The sequence below is a fragment of the Deinococcus malanensis genome (genome assembly GCF_014647655.1).
Lineage (GTDB): Bacteria > Deinococcota > Deinococci > Deinococcales > Deinococcaceae > Deinococcus > Deinococcus malanensis.
The window spans coordinates 64,769-89,936 of record NZ_BMPP01000013.1 but is presented as its reverse complement, the minus strand read 5'-3'; the positions used below and the strand labels follow the sequence as shown (position 1 = coordinate 89,936).

21 protein-coding genes are annotated in these 25,168 nt (G+C 64.0%); 10 read left to right on the top strand and 11 right to left on the bottom strand.

The window, feature by feature from the left end; genetic code table 11:
- The first annotated feature begins 10 nt into the window (after positions 1 to 10).
- The gene (locus IEY49_RS14890; protein WP_189010208.1) at positions 11 to 1,129 is read left to right on the top strand and encodes an META domain-containing protein; all 1,119 of its coding nucleotides are present in this window, start codon (positions 11 to 13) and stop codon (positions 1,127 to 1,129) included.
- A 642-nt stretch (positions 1,130 to 1,771) separates the two neighbouring features.
- Positions 1,772 to 3,121: an RICIN domain-containing protein gene (locus IEY49_RS14885; protein WP_229780834.1), complete on the top strand. Its 1,350-nt coding sequence runs from the start codon at positions 1,772 to 1,774 to the stop codon at positions 3,119 to 3,121.
- Between the two features lie 250 nt (positions 3,122 to 3,371).
- On the opposite strand, the gene IEY49_RS14880 is transcribed toward IEY49_RS14885, so the two are convergent.
- From IEY49_RS14880 to IEY49_RS14870, 3 genes are all read right to left on the bottom strand, one after another.
- On the bottom strand, positions 3,372 to 4,235 hold the full coding sequence (locus tag IEY49_RS14880) for a GGDEF domain-containing protein (RefSeq protein WP_189010206.1): 864 nt from the start codon (positions 4,233 to 4,235) through the stop codon (positions 3,372 to 3,374).
- A complete protein-coding gene (locus tag IEY49_RS14875) occupies positions 4,232 to 5,335 on the bottom strand; it encodes an EAL domain-containing protein (RefSeq protein WP_229780829.1) in 1,104 nt (367 codons plus the stop codon). Before IEY49_RS14875 ends, IEY49_RS14880 begins: the two co-directional genes overlap by 4 nt.
- A 156-nt stretch (positions 5,336 to 5,491) precedes the next feature.
- Positions 5,492 to 5,743: a dienelactone hydrolase family protein gene (locus IEY49_RS14870; RefSeq protein ID WP_189010270.1), complete on the bottom strand. Its 252-nt coding sequence runs from the start codon at positions 5,741 to 5,743 to the stop codon at positions 5,492 to 5,494.
- A 376-nt stretch (positions 5,744 to 6,119) separates the two neighbouring features.
- On the opposite strand from IEY49_RS14870, the gene IEY49_RS14865 reads away from it, so the two are divergent.
- The 3 genes from IEY49_RS14865 (at position 6,120) to IEY49_RS21890 (ending at position 10,755) form a co-directional block, all read left to right on the top strand.
- Entirely contained in the window at positions 6,120 to 7,088 is a 969-nt protein-coding gene (locus tag IEY49_RS14865) for a type I phosphomannose isomerase catalytic subunit (RefSeq protein WP_189010202.1), read from the top strand.
- Between the two features lie 200 nt (positions 7,089 to 7,288).
- Positions 7,289 to 10,429, top strand: a complete 3,141-nt coding sequence (locus tag IEY49_RS14860) for an ATP-binding protein (protein ID WP_189010201.1) — start codon at positions 7,289 to 7,291, stop codon at positions 10,427 to 10,429.
- Between the two features lie 101 nt (positions 10,430 to 10,530).
- Positions 10,531 to 10,755, top strand: a complete 225-nt coding sequence (locus IEY49_RS21890; protein ID WP_189010200.1) for a double zinc ribbon domain-containing protein — start codon at positions 10,531 to 10,533, stop codon at positions 10,753 to 10,755.
- 522 nt (positions 10,756 to 11,277) lie between these two features.
- On the opposite strand, the gene IEY49_RS14850 is transcribed toward IEY49_RS21890, so the two are convergent.
- Positions 11,278 to 11,487, bottom strand: coding sequence for a hypothetical protein (locus tag IEY49_RS14850; protein ID WP_189010198.1), 210 nt, complete (start codon positions 11,485 to 11,487; stop codon positions 11,278 to 11,280).
- Between the two features lie 147 nt (positions 11,488 to 11,634).
- Positions 11,635 to 13,953, bottom strand: coding sequence for a putative bifunctional diguanylate cyclase/phosphodiesterase (locus tag IEY49_RS14845; protein WP_189010196.1), 2,319 nt, complete (start codon positions 13,951 to 13,953; stop codon positions 11,635 to 11,637).
- Between the two features lie 392 nt (positions 13,954 to 14,345).
- Here IEY49_RS14845 and IEY49_RS14840 point away from each other — a divergent pair, with 392 nt between their 5' ends.
- Both IEY49_RS14840 and IEY49_RS14835 read left to right on the top strand, forming a co-directional pair.
- Positions 14,346 to 15,095: a spheroidene monooxygenase gene (locus IEY49_RS14840; protein ID WP_189010194.1), complete on the top strand. Its 750-nt coding sequence runs from the start codon at positions 14,346 to 14,348 to the stop codon at positions 15,093 to 15,095.
- A gap of 45 nt (positions 15,096 to 15,140) precedes the next feature.
- Positions 15,141 to 15,470, top strand: coding sequence for a DHCW motif cupin fold protein (locus IEY49_RS14835; protein WP_189010193.1), 330 nt, complete (start codon positions 15,141 to 15,143; stop codon positions 15,468 to 15,470).
- 56 nt (positions 15,471 to 15,526) lie between these two features.
- Here IEY49_RS14835 and IEY49_RS14830 read toward each other — a convergent pair whose 3' ends face one another.
- The 6 genes from IEY49_RS14830 to IEY49_RS21685 all read right to left on the bottom strand — a co-directional run bounded on the left by IEY49_RS14830 (position 15,527) and on the right by IEY49_RS21685 (position 19,555).
- Positions 15,527 to 16,651, bottom strand: coding sequence for an NAD(P)/FAD-dependent oxidoreductase (locus tag IEY49_RS14830; protein ID WP_229780828.1), 1,125 nt, complete (start codon positions 16,649 to 16,651; stop codon positions 15,527 to 15,529).
- Positions 16,648 to 17,469 (bottom strand): SDR family NAD(P)-dependent oxidoreductase, encoded by an 822-nt coding sequence (locus tag IEY49_RS14825; protein WP_189010192.1) that lies wholly within the window; start codon positions 17,467 to 17,469, stop codon positions 16,648 to 16,650. Before IEY49_RS14825 ends, IEY49_RS14830 begins: the two co-directional genes overlap by 4 nt.
- A gap of 170 nt (positions 17,470 to 17,639) precedes the next feature.
- The gene (locus tag IEY49_RS14820) at positions 17,640 to 18,116 is read right to left on the bottom strand and encodes a DUF6328 family protein (protein WP_189010191.1); all 477 of its coding nucleotides are present in this window, start codon (positions 18,114 to 18,116) and stop codon (positions 17,640 to 17,642) included.
- 412 nt (positions 18,117 to 18,528) lie between these two features.
- On the bottom strand, positions 18,529 to 18,996 hold the full coding sequence (locus IEY49_RS14815; RefSeq protein ID WP_189010190.1) for a hypothetical protein: 468 nt from the start codon (positions 18,994 to 18,996) through the stop codon (positions 18,529 to 18,531).
- 128 nt (positions 18,997 to 19,124) lie between these two features.
- Positions 19,125 to 19,397: a hypothetical protein gene (locus IEY49_RS14810; RefSeq protein ID WP_189010189.1), complete on the bottom strand. Its 273-nt coding sequence runs from the start codon at positions 19,395 to 19,397 to the stop codon at positions 19,125 to 19,127.
- A gap of 26 nt (positions 19,398 to 19,423) precedes the next feature.
- Complete coding sequence (locus tag IEY49_RS21685) at positions 19,424 to 19,555, bottom strand: hypothetical protein (protein WP_268239058.1); 132 nt, start codon at positions 19,553 to 19,555, stop codon at positions 19,424 to 19,426.
- Between the two features lie 440 nt (positions 19,556 to 19,995).
- Here IEY49_RS21685 and IEY49_RS14800 point away from each other — a divergent pair, with 440 nt between their 5' ends.
- The 3 genes from IEY49_RS14800 (at position 19,996) to IEY49_RS14790 (ending at position 25,073) form a co-directional block, all read left to right on the top strand.
- Entirely contained in the window at positions 19,996 to 20,253 is a 258-nt protein-coding gene (locus IEY49_RS14800) for a hypothetical protein (RefSeq protein WP_189010186.1), read from the top strand.
- Between the two features lie 685 nt (positions 20,254 to 20,938).
- On the top strand, positions 20,939 to 21,625 hold the full coding sequence (locus IEY49_RS14795; protein WP_189010184.1) for an alpha/beta hydrolase: 687 nt from the start codon (positions 20,939 to 20,941) through the stop codon (positions 21,623 to 21,625).
- A 403-nt stretch (positions 21,626 to 22,028) separates the two neighbouring features.
- The gene (locus IEY49_RS14790; RefSeq protein ID WP_189010182.1) at positions 22,029 to 25,073 is read left to right on the top strand and encodes an alpha-mannosidase; all 3,045 of its coding nucleotides are present in this window, start codon (positions 22,029 to 22,031) and stop codon (positions 25,071 to 25,073) included.
- The last annotated feature ends 95 nt before the right edge of the window (positions 25,074 to 25,168 follow it).

Here is a 25,168-nt window from a genome sequence, read left to right as displayed (position 1 = left end):
CAACTGGTGTATGCATTCCCTTTCCGTGCTGCTGTCTCTTGCCGCCCTGACCCTGGTCGGGGCAGCTGGCGCCCAGGTGACCCTGACGAACACCACCTGGACCCTGTCTCAGATGACAGTGAGCACACAGCCCGTCGCGCTCCCGGCCGGAATCGGGCGGCCGACTCTGCGGCTTGACGGCCGCTTTGTCGCTGGCGGCACCGGATGCAACACGTACCGCGGACCGTACATCGAGCGCGGTGGCATGCTGACTCTCGGGTCGCTGGCGACCACCCGGCGGGACTGCCCGGGCCCGGGCGGCGCGCAGGAATCACGGTATCTGAACCTGCTGCAGCACGTCACCCGCTACCAGCTCAGTGGGAGCACTCTGACTCTCTTCGCAGGCAACCGTGACCGGCTGGTCTTTCAGGCAGGCAGCGCAGCAAATCTGCCAGCTGCGGGGATATCCATCGACGGCACCTGGCTGTTGTCCGGGGGGACAGCCGTGCGCCCCGTGCCGGGCAGCTCACCCAGCCTCACATTCCAGGCAGGGCGCCTGAGTGGCACTGGCGGCTGCAACCGTCTGACTGGCACCGTCCAGCTGCGGGGGCGCACGGCGACGTTCGGTCCGGTTGCTTCCACCCGGATGGCCTGCGCGCCCGCGGTCAACCTGCAGGAAGCTGCCTTTCTGCAGTTCCTCGCCAGCGGGCCACTTCAGGTTGACATGCAGGCCAGCAACCTCATTTTGAAGAATACGACCGGCTCGACCATGGTCTTTCGCCGCAGTGCAGCCAGCCAGGACAGTGGCAGAGAGCCTACTGGAACCGTCCTGCCACAGGGGCGCACCTTTGTGCTTTCCGCAGTGAATGGCGGGCCCGCGCCGCAAACGGCGCTGCCGGTCACGCTGTCATTTGAAAACGGCCGTGTCGGGGGATCTGACGGCTGCAACGGGTACGGGGGGGCGTACCGTCTTGAAGGAAATCGCCTGGTACTGACAGAAGCAATCTCGACCACGCTCCGCGCCTGTCCCGAGGAATCCGGCTCGGTGGGTCTCACGGAACTGCTGGCCGCTCGGCCCACGGTCACGGCTACCGCCGCGAGGCTTACCCTGGCCGCTGACGGCACGATACTTACGTTCACCCTGAAGTGACACCAGCTGAGCGGCCCGGCACAAGAACCCGGCCAGACGACCGTGAATGCTCCCACGCAGGAGAGGAAGTGGCAGCCCGCCAGCAGAGCACAACATGGAAGAGATGCCTTTGATACGCCGGGAAGCAGCATCCCCAGGATGTTTTCGTTCCTGTCTCCTGTCGCCGGGTCATATGGTCCGCCCCTGCCGGCAGGCCAACTGCGCAGACTTCAATAACTTCCCAGGTTGGTCCGGTCGCCCCTGATTGTGTGATCCAACTTGAGCAGTCTTTCTGCCGTCCCCATGGCGAACCCTGCGCGGCGTTACAACCAGAAACCGGCTATAGGCTGAAACACCTGCTTTAAAGAGCATCAGCGCCCGTGAGCGACCAAAACTTGACAGGATTACATTTGTAAGCTATGGTTGTTAACGTTCACAAAGAAAACTGAGTAGGCTTGAAGGCGCCTAACCTCCAGCAGATCCAGGAAGTGGCTTATCACTTCCAGGTAGATCAGCAGGCTCCTCTGAGACAAAGGAGTTACCATGCGAAATCGTCTTGGCTCATTGTTACCGCTCACTCTTCTGCTTGCGGCCTGCGGTGTCGAGTCCCCGACGGCTACCCGACCTTCGTCTCCCGGGCTGGAGGCACAGTCCCTGGTGAGTATGTCTGGTGATCTGGGAAGTCACGATCCCGGTCTGTTCAAGGCCGGGAGCACCTACTGCTCCATGTCCACCGGGATCGAAGACTCGGCCAATCCCGGGGGCGTGCTTGTTCACCGGTCCAGTGGCGGTATTGGCGGCAACTGGAGCACCCTGGGCGCCGTGCCTACACCGGCCTGGGCCATCAGAGAATACGGAGTCAAAAACATCTGGGCGCCGGAAGTCGTCTACAACGGCAATGATGGCCGCTACTACATGTATTACGCGGCTTCCCAGTTCGGCACCAGGAATTCCGCTATTGGTGTGGCCAGCAGCACCAGTCCCTGTTCTACAGGCACCTGGACCGACCACGGGGCGATCCTGCGGTCCAGCAGTACCACGACCGATTACAACGCCATTGACGCCAACGTCCACTGGGACAGCAGCAGCGGCTGGTGGATGTCGTGGGGATCGTTCTCCAGCGGTATCAAAATTCAGCACATGAGCAGCATGACGACCTTCGACGGGCCCATCTACACCCTCGCCACCCGGCCTGGCGTGGCCAACAACCCGGTGGAGGCGCCGTCCATCTTCAAGCGTGGCAACTATTATTACCTGTTCGTGTCGTGGGATTACTGTTGCAAGGGCCTGGACAGCACCTACAAGACGGTGATGGGCCGCGCGACCAGCATCACCGGCCCGTACTATGACAAGAACGGCAACCGGCTGGATCAGGGCGGCGGCACCATCATGCTCAACGACCGCGCCAACAAGGTCGGACAGGGCGGCGGCGACGTGTACCAGGAGAGCGGCAACTATTACTTCACGCACCACTTCTACGACCGTAACAGCAGCGGCAGTCCCAAGATGGATGTCAAGCTGCTTGAGTGGAACGGCAACTGGCCGTACACTAGCGAGGCCACCAACGGGTACAACCTGGTCAACGGCGGCGTGTACCGGCTGGTCAACCAGACCAGCGGAATGTGCGTGGATGTGCAGAATGGTGTCGCCAGTTCCACGGCGCAGATTCAGCAGTGGGGATGCAATGGCCTTACCGCGCAGAACTTCAGGCTGGAGCAGACCGCGGACGGCTTTTACCGCCTGCGCAGTATGCTTGGCGCCCAGGACATGTGCCTGGATATTGCAGACGGGAGCAGCACGCCAGGGGCCGACATCCGCCTGTGGAGCTGTAACAGCGCCTTTGCCCAGAACTGGCATCTGGAAGATATGGGCCGCGGCTATCACCGTCTGATTGGCCAGCAGACCAGGCTCGCCCTGGACAACGTGAACGGCAGCACGTCCAGCGGCACGGAAATCCGTACCTGGTCCATGAACGGATACGCTCCGCAAAACTGGCGGCTCGAACGCCGCTGATCTCGACCGGGCGCAAGGCGTTCATGACCACCGCTTCCTTGGCCCGTCCTCAGTTTGAGTGCTCGCTTGGGGTATCGGCGGAAAGGAGGACGCCGCCGGCCGGCCCAGTCCTGTCCTTCGCTGGAAACTGGAACAGGCCTGTTCAGATGGTGTCCTCCTGAGGTGCAATTTCAGTTTCCCTGCCTTGCTGTCCGGGTCTTTGTCACTGCAATTGCACAGGCCGGAACAAACCGCGTTGCCGACACCCTGCTTAGCGGGACCCGTGTTTGGACGCTTTGTGGGCATACAGACGCCGGTCGGCCAGCCTCAGGAGGCCCTCCACATTTCTGGCCTCGTCAGGAAAAGACGCCACGCCGACCGCTGCACGAATGCGGCTCCCGTCCACCGTGGTCAGCTGTTCCAGCACCCGGGTTCCGGCTTCCTGCACACCTGCGCTCTGATCAGGGCACAGGACCGCAAACTCGTCTCCTCCGATCCGGAAGGCTGTGCCTCCATGTTGCGTCGCCTGTTCCAGGCAGGCAGCCACCCGCTGCAGCAGGGCGTCTCCCGCCGGGTGACCCTGCTGGTCGTTGACCTGTTTAAAGTCGTTGAGGTCAAGGAGAATCAGTACCACGGGCTGGCCATCCTCCACCCACTGCTTGAGCTGAAGATCAAAGGTGCGTCGGTTGCGAAGCCCAGTCAGGCCATCTCGGTAGGCCAGCCGTTCCAGCTCCTGCTGCGCGGCACGGGCGTCCGAATAATCTTCCTGAACCCCGACGAAGTACTGCAGGGCGCCCCCGACGTGCATGGGCCTGACGCGCAGCCTGTACCACAACGGGGTTCCGTCCTTGCGGTAATTCAACACCACCCGGTCGAACGGCTCACCCTGGTCCAGCGCGGCGCGCATGGCAGAAATGTCCACAGGATCGGTGCCTGGCCCCTGCAGGAAAGCGCAGGTGCGTCCCTTCACCTCCTCCAGGGTGTAGCCAGTGACCCGGCTGAACGCCTCATTCACGTACACGATGCGCCTGTGGGCGTCGGTCACCAGCAAGCCCACGTCCGCGGTGTCCAGGACCTGCCAGACGAGTGAAGTCGCCAGTTCTGCGGATTCGTTTGATTCCTGGGCAAGGATCACTGGGGCACCCAGTATCTGGCAGCCTCAGGAAGAATGTCGGCTGCCTCTGGGGCCGGGCGGCCAAGAAAGTAGCCCTGCGCGTAGTCGGCACCCAGGCCAATCACCTGTGTCAGCTCGTCTGACGTTTCAATGCCTTCAGCAATAACCTGGATGCCCAGGTCATGGGCGTACCCGATCAACGCGTCGACCAGGGGGATCCGGCGGTCAGCTGCATTCAGGCCGCTGATCAGCGCCCGGTCAAGTTTGACGATATCCGGCTTGAGCTCCATCAGGTAGCTGAGGCTGGTGTGTCCGGCACCCAGATCGTCCAGGGCCACCTGGGCACCTTCCTGCCGGTACCTCTCCAGGATGGAGCGCAGCAGCTTGAGATCGGGAAAAGCCTCGCTCTCAGTGACCTCGAAGACCAGCCGGGAGAAGTCTGCGCCGACCTCACGGCAGGTGGCAAAAGTCGTCTGAAGGCAGATGTCCGGGTTGTAGACCACACCGGGGGCGAAGTTGATAAAAAGCTGCTGGTCCGTCTTTAGTTGCGGGTACGCCTGGCGGATGGCAGATCGCCTGGCATGCGCATCAAACGACCTGGCCTGACCGTGGGCGGCAGCTGCCTGCAGCAAAGGACCGGCGCCAATCAACTGCTCGTTCCACTGGGCCCGCACCAGAGCTTCGTATCCTGCCACCCGCCCGCTACCCAGATGCACGATAGGCTGAAGGTGAAACCTCAGCTGGTCTGTAGCGGCCCCAAACCACTGACTGTCCAGACGGTGGGCCCACTGTTCCAGAGGGGCAACCTGCCAGGGATCCAGTTGCCCGTCAATCCAGGGGGCGGCCAGAAGGTCGGAGCGTTCAGTGCGGGAAAACGCCGACAGGAGCGTGCCCAGGCGGTCAAGGACCTCGCGGTTGAGCAGGGCGGCCCCCGACTCCGTGACCGATACAATGTGATGAGCCGCCAGAAGCACCGACAGCTTGCGCTGAAGATGCGTTGAGGTCGCACGGATTGAAAGGGCCGTGACCTGCGTCAGATCCATCGGCTCGACCAGCTGACAATCACATAGTGATGGCTGGAGCTCCGCCTGGGTGAAGTTGGAAGGACCGGACAGGGACATGGTAAATGGTATAGCTGGGCCAGTCTGACACGGCTCTGAATCCCTCTCATGATGATCTGACGATGAAAAGGACCCAGGGCAGGTGGAAGCCGTGCTGAACGAAGAGCACGGTTAGCCTTACATCTCTGTCCCAGGGGCGCCTTGTGGTCAGGTGAATCAAAGGTGGCCGTGGAGCCAGACCAGCGTTGTCGCCCAGGCGTTTTCCGCTGCCTTACGCCTGAAGTTATTTCCGGTGTCAATGTGGAACGCGGGATTGACGCCTGGGTAGATCAGGAACTTATGCTCGATGCCAGCAGCGGTAAGCGCAGCTTCCGTCAAGCCGCGTCCTGGACAGAACCGGGAGGATGGCTTGGCGGTGACAGGAAATTTTGGCCAGGCCCTGTGCCGTGTCAAATTTCTGCCCAACATAATCACCTAAATGGAAGACCGGGGAAAAAGACGTTCTGGACGCTGAAAACATAGCATCTTCCTGAAACCGTCGTTAAACGACGGGGGGACGGCCAGCTCGAGTCAGAACCTGCCCTGGTTTCTCCTTCCTGTTTTGGCACTAATTACTCTTAGTTCAACAAGTAAGTGCTTTGAGAACTCGGCGCGATCTCCGGCAACCTCATTTTATGGACATCAGCTTGGCACTTCAAAACACCGGTGGTAAGTCCTCATCCATCATGGAATTTACGCCCCGTTAAGCAGGTAGCGGCCGTCAGCCATACTGGCCGGTCAAGCGCCGTTTATCGAGTTGAAAGGAATGGCGGGAGCGTACCCTCCGAGGGTTAGGCTGAAAGGCATGTCCAGCGGTGCTGATGCCATCCCTGACCTGACCGCCCCACTTCGCCTTGAACCGGTATTCAAGGAACGTGTCTGGGGCGGCCTCCGACTTCGCCAGGACCCTCAGGGCCCACCGATTGGAGAAGCCTGGCTGGTCCACGAAGACCTGAAGGTGCAGGGGGGGCCTGCCGCCGGCCTGAGCTTGGCCGCTCTGGCTGCCCGGAACCCCCAACGCCTGATGGGGACCAGGGTGCCGGCCGGCCGATTTCCCCTGTTAATCAAGCTGCTTGACTGCCAGGAGTGGTTGAGCGTCCAGGTTCATCCGGACGACGCCCATGCCCGGAACCTCGTTGGACCCGGCGAGAACGGCAAGACGGAAGCCTGGTACGTGCTCGAGGCAGCTCCGGGTGCCCAGCTGATCGGAGGGGTGGACCCGGGCGTGTCCCCATCCACGCTGCGCGAGGCAATCCTCAGTCAGGACGTGTCATCACTGCTGCACCACGAGCCAGTGGTGAGCGGGGATACCTTTCTTGTGTGCGCCGGTACGGTACATGCCCTGGGTCCGGGGCTGCTGATCTATGAGGTGCAGCAGACCAGTGACACCACCTACAGGGTGTTCGACTGGGACCGGCCCGCGAGCGCCGGGCGGGAACTGCACCTTCACGAAAGTGCCCAGGTGGCTGCCCCGGGCCTGGCGGAGCGAGGGCAGGCAGTACCTCAGGAGGCTGGCGTCCACCTGCTGACTCAGTGTGAGTACTTCACGCTCGAACAGCTTCGGACTGCCGGGCCGTCTGTGCAGGCCGATACCCGGGGCGAGTATATGCATCTGTTGACAGCCATTGAGGGGGAGGCGACGCTCACTACCCTGGCAGATGAAATGGTGTTGCAGCCTTACGACACTGTGGTCATCCCGGCGTCCCTGGGCACTTATACTCTCGCGGGAAATGCTGTGGTGTTGCGGGCGCTCCCGGGTGCAGGAAAGCCATAACACGCGGGTCTCCCTGCCGGCTCGGTTGTATGACACCAGCAAGGCAGCAAGCTGGTTATCATTCTGGGCGCGGCGCACGCGGCCAACTTCCAGAAGGCGGGCGCAGCCAACCAGGCGATCATTGACTGGGCCCGGGCCAGCACCTGCGCTGAGGACGGGTACTCCCCGTCCTGCGACGCCACCCGTTAGACTCTGGTGCAGTGACCCGGCGAGAGGAGCTCGTACATCAAGTCACCAGACGGCTGGGGGCCCTGAGTGCGCGGCGCGGCGGGCTGGCGCTGGCGCTGTGGGGTGAAGCGGGCATTGGGAAGTCGTGGGTGGCTGCAGAAATCCTCCGCGCGCTGCCCCTGCGTTCTGCCGAGGTTCACGCCAGCGTTTCAGTGGCAACGCTGATCGGCACGCTGCCGCGCCCGGCCCGGCTTCCTACCTGGACGCAGGAGGCCCTGGGCCGTCTGGAACACGGTGATGCTCTGGGACAGGAGGTGGCGGGAGACGCCCTGAGTTCACTTCTCAGCGAGCTCGCCCCCTTTGTCCTGCATGTCCGGGACCTGCACGACGCGTCGGCGGAGCAGCTCAAGTTCTGGCAGGCGCTCGCCCGTGGGGCCACGCGCAGTCGCGGAGTCGGCCTGATGGCCACCAGCCGGCTGGCGCCGCCCGAACCGTTCGAGGCGCAGGCGATCGAGCGACTCACCCTGGAGGACACCACCTCCCTCCTGAAGCAGACCCTGGGCGCCAGCCTGCCCGATGACGCCGTTTCGTGGATCGGACAGCATGCCTCGGGAAACCCGCTGTTCAGCATCGAATACCTCCGGTTCCTGATCCGGCAGGGCTGCCTCTGGAACGACGGTCAGCGGTGGCACTGGCGCGAGCCGCGTGAAAATCGCATTCCCGCCGGCGTGGAGGCGCTTGTCTCGCACCTCTGTCACACTCCGCCGCTGTCACAGGCCGCGGAGGCAGCGCTGCAGGCACGGGCCATGCTGGCATCTGACATGTCCCCGGCCATCTGGGCGCAGGTGGCCGGTCTGGGTGCCAGTGAGCTGCAGGGCGCATGTGAGGAGCTCGGCCGCAGGGGCATTCTGCGGGCAGGTCAGTTTGTTCATCCCCTGTATCAGGACGTGGAAGTGCACCACCTGACCCGGGCCAGACGCCAGGTCATCGCGCGCCGTGCCGTGAGCGTCCTGCTCAAGTCGGACGTGGAAGCGGCAGCGGGCTTCGCGATGCACGCCGAACTTCCGGCCGCCGAGGCGCTGCCCCTGCTGCGCCGCGCCGCCGAGTCCGCACAGGACGGTGGCCGCCACCGGCAGGCCGCAGAGTACCTGTCCTGGGCGGTCCGCCATGCCGATGAACCGGACCGTGCGCCGCTGGCCCTGGCCGCAGCGCGGCTATGGCGCGCGTTTGAGCCGCGCCAGGTGATTGCGCTCGCACAGCAGGTTCTTGAGACAGAGCCCGAGAACCTCGAAGCAGCCTTTCTTCTGGCCGGAGCCCTGGTCCTTCAAGGAGACGAGGAGCGTGCCAATCGCCTCATCCGGAACCTTCAGGGAAGCAGCGGGCTCGAAGCGTCATGGCTGTTCGAGCTGGTGTCGCTCCACGCCGACAGAAATGACTACGCCGGGGTAATGACCCAGTGGCAGGAGCATCCGCAGCTTCATTCCCTGGCCCCGCCGTCGGTGCAGGCTCAGGTCATCCGCGCGCTGGACTTTATGGGACGGTCCACAGAGGCATGCGCACTGGCGGCCCAGGCCCTCGGGAAGCCTGCGCTCCCCGACGCGGAGCGCACCGTCCTGCTTTTTGCCCGGTGCCGGGCCCTGTACAGCGCCGGAGACCTGGAGGCGGCCGAGGCGGACGCAGGCGAAGTCGTGAAGCTGGCTGAGGCAGGCCAGCGGGTGCATGAGCTGGCCCGTGCGCTCTCTACCCGGGCGACCATCCGTGACACCCTGGGGCGCTATCCCGAGGCCCTTGCGGACGCCCAGGCCTCACTGAAGCTGTTTGCCAGCCTGGGCGTCGCACGCGACCATGCCCAGCAGCAGAGCCGCCTGGCCTGCCTGCTGCTGGAGTACGGCGAGTACGAGCAGGCGGAGACGCTGCTGCATGAAGGGCACCAGGTTATGAAGCGGGCTGGCGTCTCGCATTTCCTGGCGCTGTGCGAGTACAACCTCGCGTACCTGTATCTAGAGCAGAACCCACCGTTTGGTGGCACACTCGCCCTCAAGTACGCCCACGCCGGACTTCAGCACGCGCGCCAGACTGGAAGTCCGCTGATTATTGCCCAGACCGCAAGCATGGCGGCACGCGCAGAGGCGGTCCACGGCTCCGCACTTCAGGCGCTGGAACTGGCCGACGAATCCCTGGACCTCACGCGGCAGGTGGGCAGCTCCCACGACGCCGCCTGGGCCATCTGGGCCAGGGGATTCGCGCTGGAGGCGTGCGGCCGGCCGGCTGAGGCGCTGGCGTCTTTCCAGGAAGCAGCGGGCGATCTGGCGGACCGGGGGCTGACCCTGTGGGCCCACCGGCTGGGCCTGGAAGCGGACCGGCTCGCCGGTGACGTTGCCAGCGCGGCCGACAAACTGAGGTTTTTCCGGGAGCATGACCTGCGCAACTGGGTCAATGTCACGGACCGCTACTTTCCGGACCTTGCGCCGCCGGGCCTGCCAGGGCCCCAGGCGGAGGCGTCCGTGCGTCTGGGTGTCCTTGGCCCGGTCCAGATCCTGCGCGGTGACGAAGCCGTGCGGTACAAGGGGCAGAAAGGCAAGGAACTGCTGGCTCTGCTGCTGGAAGCCCGCCTGGCCGGACACCAGGAGGTCAGACAGCTGGCCCTGCAGGAGGCCCTCTACCCGGAGCTGCCGGACGCGGCGGCTGTCTCGGCCCTGCAACAACTGGTGTACCGCCTGCGTCAGTTCCTTGGCGCCGAGGTGGTTCAGCGCACAGACAGCGGTTACCGCCTGGGAGGAGCCGAGTCCGATGCCGAGGAGTTTCTCAGAACAGGCAACTTGCGGCTATGGCGCGGCCCTTACCTGGAAGACCTGGGGGCTGGACGCGACGTGTCTGCGGAAGAAGCGCTGTATCACGCGTTGGAGCGGCGGGCTCACGCGCTGCTGGCGAGCGACCCACAGGAAGTGGCCAGGGTGGGGCAAATCCTGCTGGAACATGAACCGTACGACCGCCGCCTGCTGTCCCTGACGCTCCGTGCCCTGCACACCTGCGGCAACCGCCGCGCCAGGCAGAAGGTGTATACGCAGAGCGTGGCACGCATGGGCGAGGTGGGCGAGCACCTGCCGCCCCTCAGCGCCCTGCTGGAAGGACCCTGGCCGGACTCCCGCACCGGGCCTGACACTCCTGGGTAAGCGGTCAGACGTCCACCTCGTGGGTCCGTTCAAAGATGGTGGTTCTCGTTAGCAGGGCGTTACCCTCTCCTCCTTAAGCTGCACCCAAGCCAGGAGGAACCGTGCCGGAAAACGCCGTGTCTTACCACGTCTGTCCACAATGCGCTCGTGCGGTACCCGCCCAGGCAGGCGAGCAGTTCTGTCCCAATGACGGAACAGCACTCCTGAAGACCTGTCCAGGCTGCTCCGCGCCCATCCTGTCGCCATATTCACAGTTCTGCACGCGGTGTGCCCGCCCCTACGCCGGTTCGCTACACAGCACGGGGGGCTGGGGCCGGCGCGGGTAGCTTTCGCGGGTCGGGCCGGTCCGAACTTTTCCGGATGCCTTCGCGAAACGGTCCTCCCTCAGGAGGGGAATGGCCCGGCGCCAGTCTGGCCGGGCCTGCCTCCTACTGCAGCAGGACCCGGGCACGTCGGCCGGCGCGGAGGCCTGACAACGGCACTCTGCACCTGCACGTGGTTCCGGACGGTCCCGGCGCCCTCGTGTTCCTGAACCGGCATGAACCGTACCCGCATGGCGCCACTCCGCATCTCGTGCTGCTGGACGGCGATACCCCGCGCGTGCGGGGCTCGGAGGTGCTCACCCACCTGCACACTCCCTGGGCGGCGGAGTTGCCGGTAGTATTCAACGCGGGTCGACGTTTAAAGCGGACGCTCAGGGCAGCCTTCAGGCCGATGCGAACGCCCTCCTCACCAGACTTCTTGACCTCGGCGAGCACACCCGCCTCGTCCAGATCACCCTCAAAAACTGGGGCACCAGGGCCGGCTCGGCGTGCTCATAGGCGTCTACAGCCGCGCCTCCCGGGGACTCACGGCTGGGCAAGGAACTCGCGCTGCAGCAGGGCGATCAACTCCAGCACCTGCTCGCGGTCGATGGTCATGCTGTGCGCGGGTGCACCGTACGGCTGAATGGTGACATACAGCCCCCCGGTCGTCGGGCACACGCAGAACCGGCCATCATCGGCGCGGTAGATGGTCATGGGCACGCAGGGCTCGGTGGGGGACGAGAGGAGGGTCATCGTGCCGTCAGCGTAGGCGGCCTGCCGTGCCGGGAGAAGAGAGTCTGCCCAAGACCCCCTTCATAAGCCGGGGGACGCCGTTGAGCAACGGTTAACCAGTCGGAGCACCTCCCTGCATTCTGAACATTCACGGGAGCCTGAAGGACCTTAGAGCCGCCCACCTGTGATGAGCTCGGCGGGAGTCAACTGGACTTCCCGCAGCGGAAAGTCAGGGTGGTCCGGGATCACCTGAGAAGAAGGAAGTGGCCTGGCGAAGTAATAGCCCTGTCCCATGTCACACCCCAGACCCTTCAGCAGCTGATGTTGCCAGGCGTGTTCGATCCCCTCCGCCACGACCGTGGCTCCCTGGTCGTGGGCCAGTGCCAGGATTGCTTTGACAAATCCGTCCCCTTCCGCCGGAACGGTCGCGATAAACGACCGGTCGATCTTCAGGATGTCCACGGGCAGCTGCCTGAGGTAACTCAGGCTGGAATACCCGGTGCCAAAGTCATCGAGCGCCATGCGGATGCCAAGCGCTTTCAGCTCGCGCATCTTGGCCGCAGAGGCTTCAACGTCCTGAATCAGGGTACTTTCGGTCAATTCGAGCACCAGAGCGTCCCCTGGAAGGTTGCTCTCGGCCAGAACCCTCTTGACCAGAGGAACAAAGTCCGCAAGGGCAAACTGCGATGCCGACACGTTGACGGCGACGGTCAGGCCCATGGGCCGAACTGTGCGCCACTCGGCAAGCTGCCTCACTGCCGTGGTCAGCACCCAGGCACCCAGTTCCGGCATCAGGCCGGATTCCTCGGCCACCTGGACGATCTTCAGAGGCGACACCGGCCCAAGACCCGGGCAGGTCCATCGAAGCAGGGCCTCGACACCGGACATGCGCGTGTCCGTCAGGGCGACGATAGGCTGGTAATGGAGTTCCAGGGTGCCGTGCCGCAGGGCGTCGCGCAGTTGTTCTTCAAGTCGGACGTGCTGCACATGCACGGCGTGGTTGTGAGGCTCGTAGAAAGAATAGGTATTCTTCCCCAGGGCCTTGGCGCGGTACATGGCCAGGTCAGCGTGGTGCAGCGCGGTCACAGCATCTGCACTGTCGTCCGGGCACACCGCGATGCCGATACTCGCCGTGACATGAAATTCCGTGTCGCCGAACAGGATCGGCTGAGCGACCGCCGTGAGCAGACGCTGCACCACCTGCGTCAGCTGACCCCGGTCAGCTACGGTCATGGTCAGCACGAATTCATCGCCCCCGAAGCGTGCAATCGCGTCCGAACTCCGCGTGCTGGACCTCAGGCGCTGCGCCAGGTGGCGCAGGACCTCATCCCCTGCCGCGTGGCCGTAGGCGTCGTTGATGTGCTTCATGCGGTCCAGGTCGAGAAACATCACGCCCACCAGTGCTTTGTGCCCCTGGGCGGCCTGGATCTTATGGTCCAGGTCCCTGGACAGCGAACGCCGGTTGAGCAGCCCGGTCAGACTGTCGTATCTGCCCTGAAATTCAAGGCTGCGCGTCAGGCGCCGGGTATCTATCACCGCCAGGCCCTGGCGGGCGAACAGCAGCACAAAGAGCAGAACCACCCCTGGGTCCCCCAGTCTGAGGGCCTGGGTGTCATGAATTCCGAATAGCACCGCATAGGACAGAGCGAGGGCCGCAAAAGGCAGCACCAGGTTCAGCCGGTGCTGACCACGGACCGACAGCGGCTGCGTAAGCTCCCCGGCCGGGTCTGCTGTCCTGAGCCGCAGGTATGCCGCGGCACCAAACGCCGTGAACCCCAGCGCCCACATCAGATCAAGGGCCTGACCGAGCTGGTAGGTCCCGCGTGACGCCTGATCCGCATACAGCGTGTGCGCCACCAGATTCAACGCCAGGCCCGCACCCAGCATGGCGAGCTGTGCCCGGTGGATTCCACGCGACCGCCAGCTGGCCATCACCAGCAGCAGGGCCACCACCAGCAGGGTGGATACCGGGTACGCCACAGCAACCGTCAGGGCAAAAGGCTGCCCCGCGTACTGAGCAGCGACATGTCGGATGGACGTGTGCCAGATAGTGTCGCCGACGGCGACGACGATAATGGCGACATCCAGCAGGAAACTGAGCGCCTGAAGACGGGACTGCGCCGGTTGCCAGAGCTGCGTGACTCCGCACAGGAACAGTGGCGCCAGCAGCAGGTACCCGATATCGGCCAGCGACGGAAACGTGGCGCTCCCGGAGAGATCAAGCGCCGTGTAGATGGCCTGGCCGGCGCCCCAGCAGAGGATGCCGGCCGTAAAGAATGTCCAGGCGCGGCGGCTCTGACCAGACAACCGGCGGGCCAGCGACCACGCCAGTGCTGCACTCAGCAGGCAGGTCGGGAAAAAACTCAGGTTCCCCAGGAGGTGCCGCAGATGACCCTCGGAAGCGCCGGTCGCCACCCACAGGAAATGGACGAGCAGGGATGTGACAAGCAGGATAAATAACGTTGTAGGGAAGGCACTTTGCTTCACTGGATCTCCGACTCTTTGTTCCTGAGGCCATCATGTGCCCTGGGAGCTCACGAAACTCTGACCGGGCCTGCGTGCAAGATGAAGGATTATTGGCATGGCCCTGGCCCGGCCTGGTCCAGATTCAGGTGCCGTCACCTTCATCCAAGCCGCACACCAGCGCAACCGCGTTATCTCCCGGGAGATCAAACGCCTTCATAGCGGTAATCACAGCATTTGCCGGCGGAAACTCTCAACTGCTGTGGGGCGAGCGGAGTGGGCGACCATGGAGGGCGGCGACTGAAGTGGTGTGGACGGGAGCGAGCTCACTCCCGTCCACAGAACCGAATACCGCTGTCAGTTCTGTTTTGTCGCAATGCGCGTGGAGCCGGAGCGCGCCACGGTAGGCTCCGCAGATGACGCGTGTCCCTTCTGCTCCGGGCAGCCAGGTCGCCAGCCTGACCCTCAACACGTATCAGCCGCGGCAGGCATGGCGGGGCCTGATCCGCATGGGGACCGATCATCTGCACCTGCACAGCGTCCCTGGGCTGACGTTCTACCGTCTGCTGGGAACCGGGCGTGGAGCGGACCTGACACTCAATGCCGACCTGCGACGATGGGCACGCTTTGCTGTATGGTCCTCGCTCGACGCGCTCGACAGATTTGAGGCCAGCGCCTGGCGGCAGCAGGAGCGTGGGTGGTTGACCGGAAGCTGCACGGTCGTGCTTCGTCCGGACCGCTGGCGTGGACGGTGGGGTGGCGTCGAGCCCCTGGGGCCTCCAGCGGCGGGAGCAGGCGGGGGCTCCGAAAGTCCAGTGGCTGTCCTGACCCGCGCGGCGATTCGTCCGGCACGAATGGTGAGCTTCTGGCGCGCCGTCCCTGCGTCGCAGCAGCACCTGGGTTCGCAGCCCGGGCTGCTGGCATCGGTCGGTGCAGGTGAGGTCCCCCTGTTCCATCAGGCGACGTTCAGCATCTGGCGCCGCGCACAGGACATGCACGCGTTCGCCTATGGAAGCGCGGAACACCGCGAGGTCATGACGCGGACCCACACTGAGGGCTGGTACCGCGAGGAGCTGTTTGCCCGCTTTGGTGTGCTGGATGTCCGGGGCCAGTGGGACGGCCGCGACCTGCTTGCAGCCTTACGGGAAGGTCCTGGAACGCGCTGACTGGCGCCGGGCCACAGGTCAGCCTCAGAACAGTACGCTGGGTGCATGCACATGCAGGACATCCCCTTCGGAACGACCGACTGGGCCCGGGTCGAGGAGACCACTCATCCCGGCGAACGGGGCCTGGCACGCTGGCGGACCCGGACTTTTGGCGGGATCCGGGTCCGGAAGGTCGAGTACACCCCAGGGTACGTGGCGGACCACTGGTGCAGTAAAGGGCACATCCTGCTGGTCCTGGAGGGGCAACTGGAAACAGAACTCCAGGATGGCCGCTTCTTCACCCTGACTCCCGGCATGAGCTACCAGGTTGCGGACGGCGCGGAGGCCCACCGCTCGTCTTCCCGCGGCGGCGCCACCCTGTTTATCGTGGACTGAGGCGTAACCGTCTGAAGGTCGGCTGACCCGGAAGGCGCCACGGCTCAATTTCGGCACTACACCTGAATATCCGTCATTCTGCCCCTGGTCTGAGCAAAGCGCTCGTACCTCAGTGGGGCGATATCGATAAAGGGCGTCTCTCCTACTGCCTCCTGCGCCACCACCCGGGCCACTGCGGCGGCGTGCATGACCCCATGCCCTGAGAAACCACACGCGTTGAGCCAGCCGTCCACACCCGGCATGCGGCCAATGATGGCCTGACCGTCCGGTGTAACCTCGTAATATCCCCACCAGCTTGCACGCCGGTCCAGCGAGGCGCTTTCCAGCCAGGGAAAGCGCCTCATGGCCATGTCCAGGGTAGGTTCCAGCCAGCTCCAGTTCATCCCCTCACGCCACCCTGTGTCTGACACGTCAGCACGCCCCAGAATCAGCCGCTCGCCTTCCGAACGCAGCCACACCCCACTGCCCAGATCAAACACCATGGGCAGCCGGCGCGGCAGCTTCAGTGGGCCGGTCGTGAACACCATCCGGCGTGCGGGGTGAACCGGAATGTGCAAGCCGGCCATGGCGCCGACCTCTCCTGCCCAGGCTCCACTCGCATTGAGCAGCAGCGGCGCTTCCACGTTTCCTTGCGATGTGGTCAGCTGCCACACCTCTCCTTCCCGCCGGATACGCTGAACCGCCGTATCCAGCACAAAGCGCGCGCCTTCCTCCCGGGCCTGCGTGACGTACGACATGGTGAGTCCATGGGCATCGACCGAACCGTCCGTGGGGCAGTAGGTGCATCCGCCCACTCCTGCAGGCTCGAACACCACATGGTCCTGCGCTTCGGCGGGCGTCAGCACTTCAGTGCAAACACCCAGGCGGTGTTGCAGGGTGACACTGTCCAGATGCGTCGTCCACTGGGCCTCAGGCACCATCAGTAGGTAACCGCCCCGGCTGTACCCCGACTCCGGCATGCTGGCGTATTCCTCGATGCTGGCCTGCGACAGACGGATGTTGGTTTCGGTGGCGAACTGGGCCCGGACACCGGCAGCACTCTTGCCGGTCGATCCTGAGGCGGGGCTTCCCTGCTCCAGGACCAGGACATTCAGACCGCGCTGCGCAAGCCGCCACGCGCTGGCCGCACCGATGATGCCCGCCCCGATCACGGCGATGTCCGCCTGCAGGCGGCCCGTCAAGGAAGGTCGGCCTCCACCACCGGAAAGCCCTCGACCGGAAAGGTATCCACGTTGGCCGAACGCTGCTGGACCAGCACCCCGCCGTCCACCGCAATGAACTGCCCGGTGATGTAGGCCGCGTCATCAGACGCCAGGAACAGCGCCGCCCCGGTCATGTCCTGAGCCACCCCATAGCGTCCGAGCGGGACCGTTTTCTCTCTGACGCGTAACTGCTCGTCGGTGAGCCCGTAGGTGTTGATAAATCCCGGCACGACCCCGTTGACCCGCACGCCGTAGGGCGCCAGATCCAGCGCCATGGCACGGGTCATCGCCTCGATGCCTCCCTTGGTCGCGTCATAGGCGACGTTTCCCCTGTGAGCCCGGGTCGCACCACCCGACGAGGTGCTGATGATCACGCCCCGCCGACGCCGGACCATGATTCGGGCGGCCCGGTGGGAGCACAGGAAGACGCTTTTCAGGTTCACCTGAATAATGCGGTCCCACCACGCCTCGTCGGCCTCCAGAAAGTGCCGCGCGGTGTCGATCAGAGCGGCGTTGTTATACAGCACGTCCACGTACCCGAGGGTCGCCTCGATCTGCGCGAACATGGTGTCGACCTGCGAGGCGTCCGACACGTCGGCGGGCACGGCGAGAGCGCTCCCACCGGCGTCCATGATGCCCTGTACGACCGCCCGCACCGCGTCTTCATGCACGTCGTTCACGGCCACCTGCGCGCCCTCACTGGCGAAGCGCTCGGCGACGGAGCGGCCGATACCACCGGCTGCCCCTGTCACAAGCACCACGCGGTCGGCAAATCGGCTGGGAAGGTTGTTCGTCATGGGGATCTCCTTTCAGGACAGACCCGGTGTGAACCAGCAGGGTCAGACGTGGACAGCATCACACCTGGACGTGCTCCTGACAAAGTGGTGCAAGCAGGGCACCCTGTACCAACAGGGTACGGGGTTCACCAGACCATTGCCCTGGGCTCTGCGGGAACACGCACTTGCGATTATCTTTCCTGTGCGCCAGCACGAGCACGTGTGCGCAGGCGCCTGACCAGCGGCCACGCCCACCACAGCACACCGATCGCCAACGCGACAGCCGCTGTAAAGGTGTTGGTTCTCCGTTCACCCAGCACCTCGCTCAATACCAGGTGGGTGGCCAGAATCAACGAGGCTGACAGCGGAATCAGGCCGACCACAACCAGCCGGGTTCCAAGCTGCTTGAAGCGCAGCCGGTCTGGAACCGGCCAGACCAGACGGTGGTACGCGGCTGGCGTCGCGAACACGATGAGACTCAGCAGGGCCGTCAGGAAGGTCGCGGCATAGACATTGCGTTCCGCCGCATCCAGGCGCGCGAAACCACTGCTGAATGGAAGCGTGACAAGAAACGCCGTCAGCACCTGCGAACCGGAAAGCAGCACCCGGATTTCCTGGAGGAGGTCGTCAAAGGCTTCTGTGGTAAGTGACTCGCCTGGTTCGGACATTCAGCCACCATAAAAGCACGCACAGGAGGCGAAGTCCTCAGATCCCTGTGACACGGCCAGTCGGGCGGGAGTGCTCCAAAGGCCGGAACCCCAGGCCAACACACGGCCCTGGTATCAGGACTCCGCAGCTACACGGCTCCGGCTGCACCACCCCCAACACACTCGGGTCAGCAGTCGATCTTGGCACGCTTCACGGAGAGGCAAGCCCAAGGATTCCAGTTGAATGTGTAAGTTTCGGGTTTCAAGTCGGGTCGAAGGGCCCCCAGAACTCCGCAGCAGGGACGAAGGCAAGGCGGTCACGGACGTTGAGCGATGAACGGACGGACCTGTGGGGGCTGAGCACGAACGGCTAAGAACCGCCCGTAAGCTGCCAGCCACACCCGATGCCTTCCGGGGTTAAACACTGAGCCTATCAGTCATAGACCACCGTGACAAAGTAGGTACCCACCTGATGGCCGACTGTTCCTGCCCGCAGGCCCACCCGCAGTTCCTGAGGTCCCTGCGCGGTAAAGAACTGAACCGTCAGATCGTAGACCGTGAGCTCAGCGGGACCTTCGGAAGGAGGCGGGGCGCCGATGCTTCTGAGAAAGTCCAGCATCCGTGCCGAAGTCATCAACTCGAAAGGTGTGCCCGGCTCGACCACCGCCCCTACCCTGAACCCGTAATCCTGCAACTCCCCGTGTTCTGCCCGCCTGATCGTCACGGCATTGAGGAACACCAGACCTGGTCCGAGATTGACCAGATGCAGTGCACGCGCAGCCAGAGGCTCGTCCACCAGGTCATCTGTGTTGAAGTGATGGACCAACAGACACTGTCCGCAGTGCGTGACGACCTGCGCTCCTTCATGGAGTGGGCTCTGAATAGTCGCGGGATGGGTCATGACTGAGGTTACCGGGAAAACAGCACGGGAAGATCAGTGCCGCCTTGCTGCGTGCAGTGCCTGAAGCTGAATGCAATGAGGATGCAGAGCAAAGTGTCCTGTTCGGGCACCTGCCTTCCACATGAGGATCAACTCACACCGGCAAGCCAGTCGAGGTTGAAAAACACCCTGTTGATGGTGGGCTGAAGTTCCAGAAGGATATCTCCAGGATCCCGGTCGCCCCAGCGTCCGAGGAGCAGTGGTGGAGGCATGACCTCACTGCTTGTGCGGGGGTTGACCAGCACGCTGGCCCCGTACCCCTCGCTGACCAGCTCCAGAAGATCAGCCAGGGCCTGCGGGTCGACCTCATGGCAGGGAGGCACATGAAGCAGAAGCAGAGGCTGCAGAGACAATTCGGTCATGACGTAATCCTGCCCGATTAGTATGTTCAGGAATGGTGTCCGACGGTACCAATCCCTATTGGAACCTGAAGCAGACGCATTTCGCCGCTGGTCACGAAATTGCCGCCCGCATCCCCACGACGTTTCAGGGTGCCTTGCAGGTGCTCGGGCACCATCATGAACGCTGGGATGAGACAGGCTCCCCCGATCGTCTGCCGGAAGCAGCTCCAGCCCGCTCCCGGCGCGGATCTTTGCCGTTTGCGAAGTGTGTGACGCACTGACAGGCGAGCGTCCCTGCAGGCCTGCGTGGACCCAGGCCCAGGAGGTGTCAGAACTCACCGCACAATGTGGCCGGCAGTTTAACGCCGCAGTGGTCAACGGGTTTGCCTGTGTGATCACCAGCGGCCTCCACACAGAAGCCAGCCGAGAGTCCGCAGACGCCGGTACGGCTGGCTTCTCACCGCTGGCGCGTGTCCCTCGTCCGTACATCGGGCAGGGGCAGAAGATAAACACTACACGCATTCCCAATGCAGCCTGACAGCGCGCTCACAGCCGGTTTTCCGACCACAAGAGTGAAGAGGTAACTGAATTTTACCGTCCAGAGGGTGCAATGTGATTTATGGACTATGTACTGGTCAAAGTTCAGCACGACCGCGATCCGGGGCGCGGCCGGGTGCTGCAATCTGAGTGCCTGGCCATCGACGAAGGGAGCACCCTCCGGATCGTGAAATTCGAAGCCTCAGGAGGCCAGCCCTGCCATTACGAACTGGTCGATGAGGTGAATGGCCTCACCTACCGGGCGGAATGCGGCACCGGGGAGGGTCGCCACGACGGGATCTATGTCTACCGGGTCCAGGAGCCGGGATTCCGGGCCTGACCTCAAACAGAGTCTCGCCAGCCCCAGCCTGCTCAACGCACTCGTGGTCCAGGGATGAGGGCTGAATCCTCAGATCCGCATTTCCAGCCCCACAAAAGTTGCGCGCCGGACCTGCCCACCCGATCTTTGAGGCCGCCGGACGGTCGCTGCACCAGGCCCCTTGAGCCCCAGCTCATGTAACAGATCGGTGACCTCGTTCTCGGCCCTGTGTGAAAGCAGGATGTCGCGCAAAGTCCCATCGAAGCTTAGCTTCAGGTGGTCCTCCAGCCGACTGCCTTCCGTAAAGGAGTTGTCGACTCCGGCGTCGAACGCTCTGGCGCCGTAGCAGGGATCACCGGCGAGGGCTAGACTCAGCTCGGTTGGCGCCCCTTACGGCAAAACGCCGTACTCAAGGTGGGTGAACTCAAACCGCATCCAACTGTGACAGCAGAGAAGGACAGATCCTCGCCTTGGATGGGAGGCAGGCCCCACCGCAATAGCCTTCCGCACAGCCATAGCCGGCGCCTTGAAAGCGCGGCCCCGCCTTCACCCTGTGCCATGGGCCATCGCCCCTGCAACACTCATCCCCGTGCGCCCTGATCCGCCATTCAGGGTCGGTCCGATCAGAGTGGCTGGTTTCCATGGCTATCAACCTGTCCCGGCGCCGGCAAGATCTCACTCCACCCGAATTCCTGAGAGGATCACCATGCCAGAGGAACACACCTACACCATCGAGATGCACCGGAAGGAAGACCATGGCCGGGAAGACAACGCCAGAATAATTACCCTGCATACCAGCCGTGGAGCGATAGATGCGCGGCTCCACGAGCCTCCGGATGGACCAGGAACAGCAGGGATCGTGTGGGTTTTCGGCGCCGGAGGAGGCCTGGGCGGCCCGGCTGGTGGCCTGTACACCCGGCTCGCAGGGCAGCTCGCCCCGGCGGGCGTCACGTCCCTGCGCCTCGACTACAGGCAGCCTAACCACCTGATGGAGTGCACCCTGGACGTGCTGGTCGGGGTAGCGTTCCTGCGAACGCTGGGAAGTGCGCGGCTCGTGCTGGTAGGGCACTCGTTCGGTGGAGCGGTGGTGATCAATGCGGGCGCCAACAGTGACGCCGTGGTGGGGGTAGCCGCCCTGAGCAGCCAGACCTATGGGGCCGAGGCGGTCAGGGATCTGAGCCCGAGGTCGCTGCTGCTGCTTCACGGCAGCGCGGACGAGGTGCTGCCCGATGCGTGCTCACGCCTGCTGTACGAGCAGGCTGGGGACCCGAAAGAACTTCACCTGTTCCCGGGATGCAGGCATGGCCTGGACGCCTGCCGGCAGGAGGTAGACGTCACGCTGATCGACTGGTTGCGCCGTACCCTGGCCCTCTCCCCTGCTCAATCACTGTGAAGGTCATTCACTTGAAGACACGAGCAAAGGCTCAAAGAAACCTGCACGTGCACCACCTACCGGATCAGGTAGAAATCTCGCTCTTCCCGGACGGCATTCTTCAGGACTGCCGTCTTGATCTACGGTTCGGATCAGGCTCAGGGGTCATTTGGACGAAGTCGACGGTTTTCGGGAACTCGACCGGACAGCCTAAAGGCCGCTTCAGCGGTGGCTGCATTTTTACGGTATGACAGCTCCGTAGCGACCACCAGTGCCCATGCTCCCGGTGCGCTTCCAGGAATTATCCGCGCCGGGTTGGTAGTGTTGAAGACATTCGACAGGTTCAGCTGCGGTCCCGGATCTCCTTAAGCAGTCAGATGTTCGGGCATGACAAGCACCCTTTGCACCCAGCCGGAGGACGACTATGACGCCCAGAAACTCTGCCCTGACCCTGAAGCAACAGCTCGACCGGCTGACCAACCGCCTTCATGAGCTGGCCGGCTGGCGGGACCATGCTCAGCTCCCCATCCAGGAGGTCAAGTTTTCTGACGTCACAGGAAAGACCAGCACCCTGGCCGTCGGTCAGGGGTGGCCGTCGCGTGCGTTTCCGGTCAGCCTGACCTTCAGCATCTCCATTCCGCCGGAGTGGGCCGGGCAGTGCGTGATGCTGCACGCCGATCCAGGGGGCGAGGCGCTGGTCGAGCTCGACGGGCGTGCCATCGGCGGACTCAATCCCTTTCACCGTGACCACCTGCTGCTGACCCGGGCGGCTGGTGGGGAAACCTTGCAGCTGCGCATCCTGGCCAGCCCGAAAGGCCTGTTCGGTACACCTGAGCGCACCCCGGCCCTGCGTGCCCTGAGGCTGTACGTGCCAGATCACGATGTCGGGGCCGTGTATGAAGACCTGCTGGCGTCCCTGGACGGAGCGGCTCAGCTGATCGCCATGAACCGTGATCCCATTGCCGCCAGGGTGCTTGACCTCCTGGATGAAGCGTTTGCCCTCATCCCCCTGGAGCGTCATGATTCCGGCACGTATCTGGCGCGCCTCAGCTGGGGGACCGCCGAGCGCACCCGGCTTGGTGGCCTGTGGGACGAATACAACTTTGAGCAGCCGGCCCCGGCGCCGTATCCCGACGGCTGGCGCGCTCAGCTGTCAGCAGCGCGCGATGTGCTGCGCGAGGGACGCGAACAACTGCTGCTCAGCTATCCGGCGGAAGGTCAGCTGGCCCTCTCGGGACACGCCCACATTGACCTGGCCTGGCTGTGGCCGCTGTCGGAGACCCGCCACAAGGTCAAGCGGACCTTCTCGACCGTCCTGTCCCTCATGGACGAATATCCGGACTTTACCTTCAACCAGAGCATGGGCCAGCTGTACGAGTTCCTGCTCGAAGAAGCGCCGGACCTGTTCAGCACAGTCCAGAAGCGTGTCCAGGAAGGCCGCTGGGATCTGGTGGGCGGCATGTGGGTCGAGCCGGACGGCAACCTGATCAGCGGCGAGAGCTGGGCGCGCCAGTTGCTGCACGGTCAGCGGTTTTTCGAGCAGCACTTCGGAAAGCGCGCGTCTGTCTGCTGGCTTCCCGATACCTTCGGCTACTCGGCCAATCTCCCGCAGTTCCTGCAGCAGGGTGAAATCCGGTACTTCTTCACTACCAAGCTGTACTGGTCGGAGACCAACCCGTTCCCGTATGACCTGTATCACTGGGAGGCGATCGACGGCACCCGTGTGCTTGCCCACCAGTTCTACAACCCGGCTGAAGGGTACAACGGCGACATCAAGGCCCTTGATCTGGCGGAAACATGGAAGGCATTCCGGGGCAAGCGCTGGCACGACGAGTCGCTGCTGTCGTTCGGCTATGGCGACGGCGGTGGAGGCCCGACCCGCCACATGCTCGACCGGTATGAGCGCCTCAAGCGCTTCCCGGGGCTGCCCGGGCTGCACATGACCCGCATCGAGGACTTCTACGCGCGGGTGGACGGGTCCCGGCTGCCCGTCTGGGTCGGGGAACAGTACCTCGAATTGCACCGCGGAACCTATACCACCCAGGGCCGCGTGAAAGCGCTGAACCGCAGGCTCGAGCATGTGCTGCCTGAGGCGGAGGCCGCCTGCGCGCTGGCCACCCGGTTGACAGGCGCCCGGTACCCCCGCGAGGAACTGTACGGGCTATGGAAGGTGCTGCTTCGCAACCAGTTTCATGACATCCTGCCCGGCAGCAGTGTCCGGGCCGTCTATGACGTCGCGCACCAGGAGCTGGACGAGACTCTGGCGCGCGGGGAAGCGCTCCGGGACGCGGCCCTTCTGGCCCTCAGCCGGCGGGTTCAAGGCGAGGGCGACGTTGCCTGGAACCTTTCACTGACCGAACGAGAGTGCCGGGGAGTCTGGGTCCCGCCGCTGGGCTACGCCCGGGTGCCGGCCGGGGAACAGGCCGGGGTAGCCGACGGACTGACCCTGGACAACGAACACCTGCGGGTGGTGGTCAATGAGGACGGCACCCTGGGGAGCGTCTGGCACAAATCTGAAGGCCGTGAGGCGCTGGGTCCGGAGGAGGATGGCAGCATCCGGGGCAATCAGCTGTGGGCCTATGTGGATGTTCCGCGCGCTTGGGAAGCGTGGGATGTCGATGCCAGCTACGCCCGGGAAGGGGAGGAAGTGCTGGCCAGCGACCGCCCACGCCGGCTTGACGAGCATCAGATCAGGGTGGACCGGACCCTCGGCAACAGCCGGGTCACGCAGACGTACGTGCTGCGGCCTGGAATGCGCCGGGTCGACATCGTGACCGGGGCCCAATGGACCGGGCGCCGCACGTTCCTGCGGGCCTTGACGCGCGCGAACGTCCGCACCATGCACGCCACCTTCGAGTCGGCCTATGGGGCTGTTGAGCGCACTACCCACATGAACACCAGCTGGGACGCCGCACAGTTCGAGTCGCCGGGCCACCGCTGGGCAGATGTCAGCGAGGGAGGCTTTGGCCTCAGCCTGCTCAACGACAGCAAGTATGGTCACAGCGTGCACGGCGACGTCCTGGGGCTGTCCCTGCTGCGCGGGCCGGTCTATCCGGACCCGGGCGCCGATGAGGGAGAACATCGTTTTACCTACAGCCTGTTCCCACACGCCGGGGACTGGCGGGGCCAGGGCATGGCCGGCACGGTCGGGCAGGCCACCGATCTCAACGCGCCCCTGACGGTCGTCAGCGCGCCGGCAGGCCCGGCAGGCGAATGGCCCGAGAGCGGTTCACTGCTGACCGTCGAAGCGGGGGCCGGCGTGCAGCTTGGGGTCCTCAAGCTGGCCGAGGATGCCGACAAGCTGCTGCTCCGCGTGTACGACGCGCATGGGTCGAGGGGCGAGCTGAGGGCTGTTATGCCAGAGGTGCGCGGCTGGCAGGCGGCAAATTTTCTTGAGGAGGCGCGTGGTGTCACCCAGGAACGGTGGACGTACACGCCGTATCGCGTGGTCACCCTGCGTGAGGTGTGAAGCACATCTGTTCAGGTGCCATACGGCTGAGGTCACGAGCGCTTCGGCTCGCCACCGCCAGCCCGCAGACGTGACCGCTGCGTGAAGACGGCCGA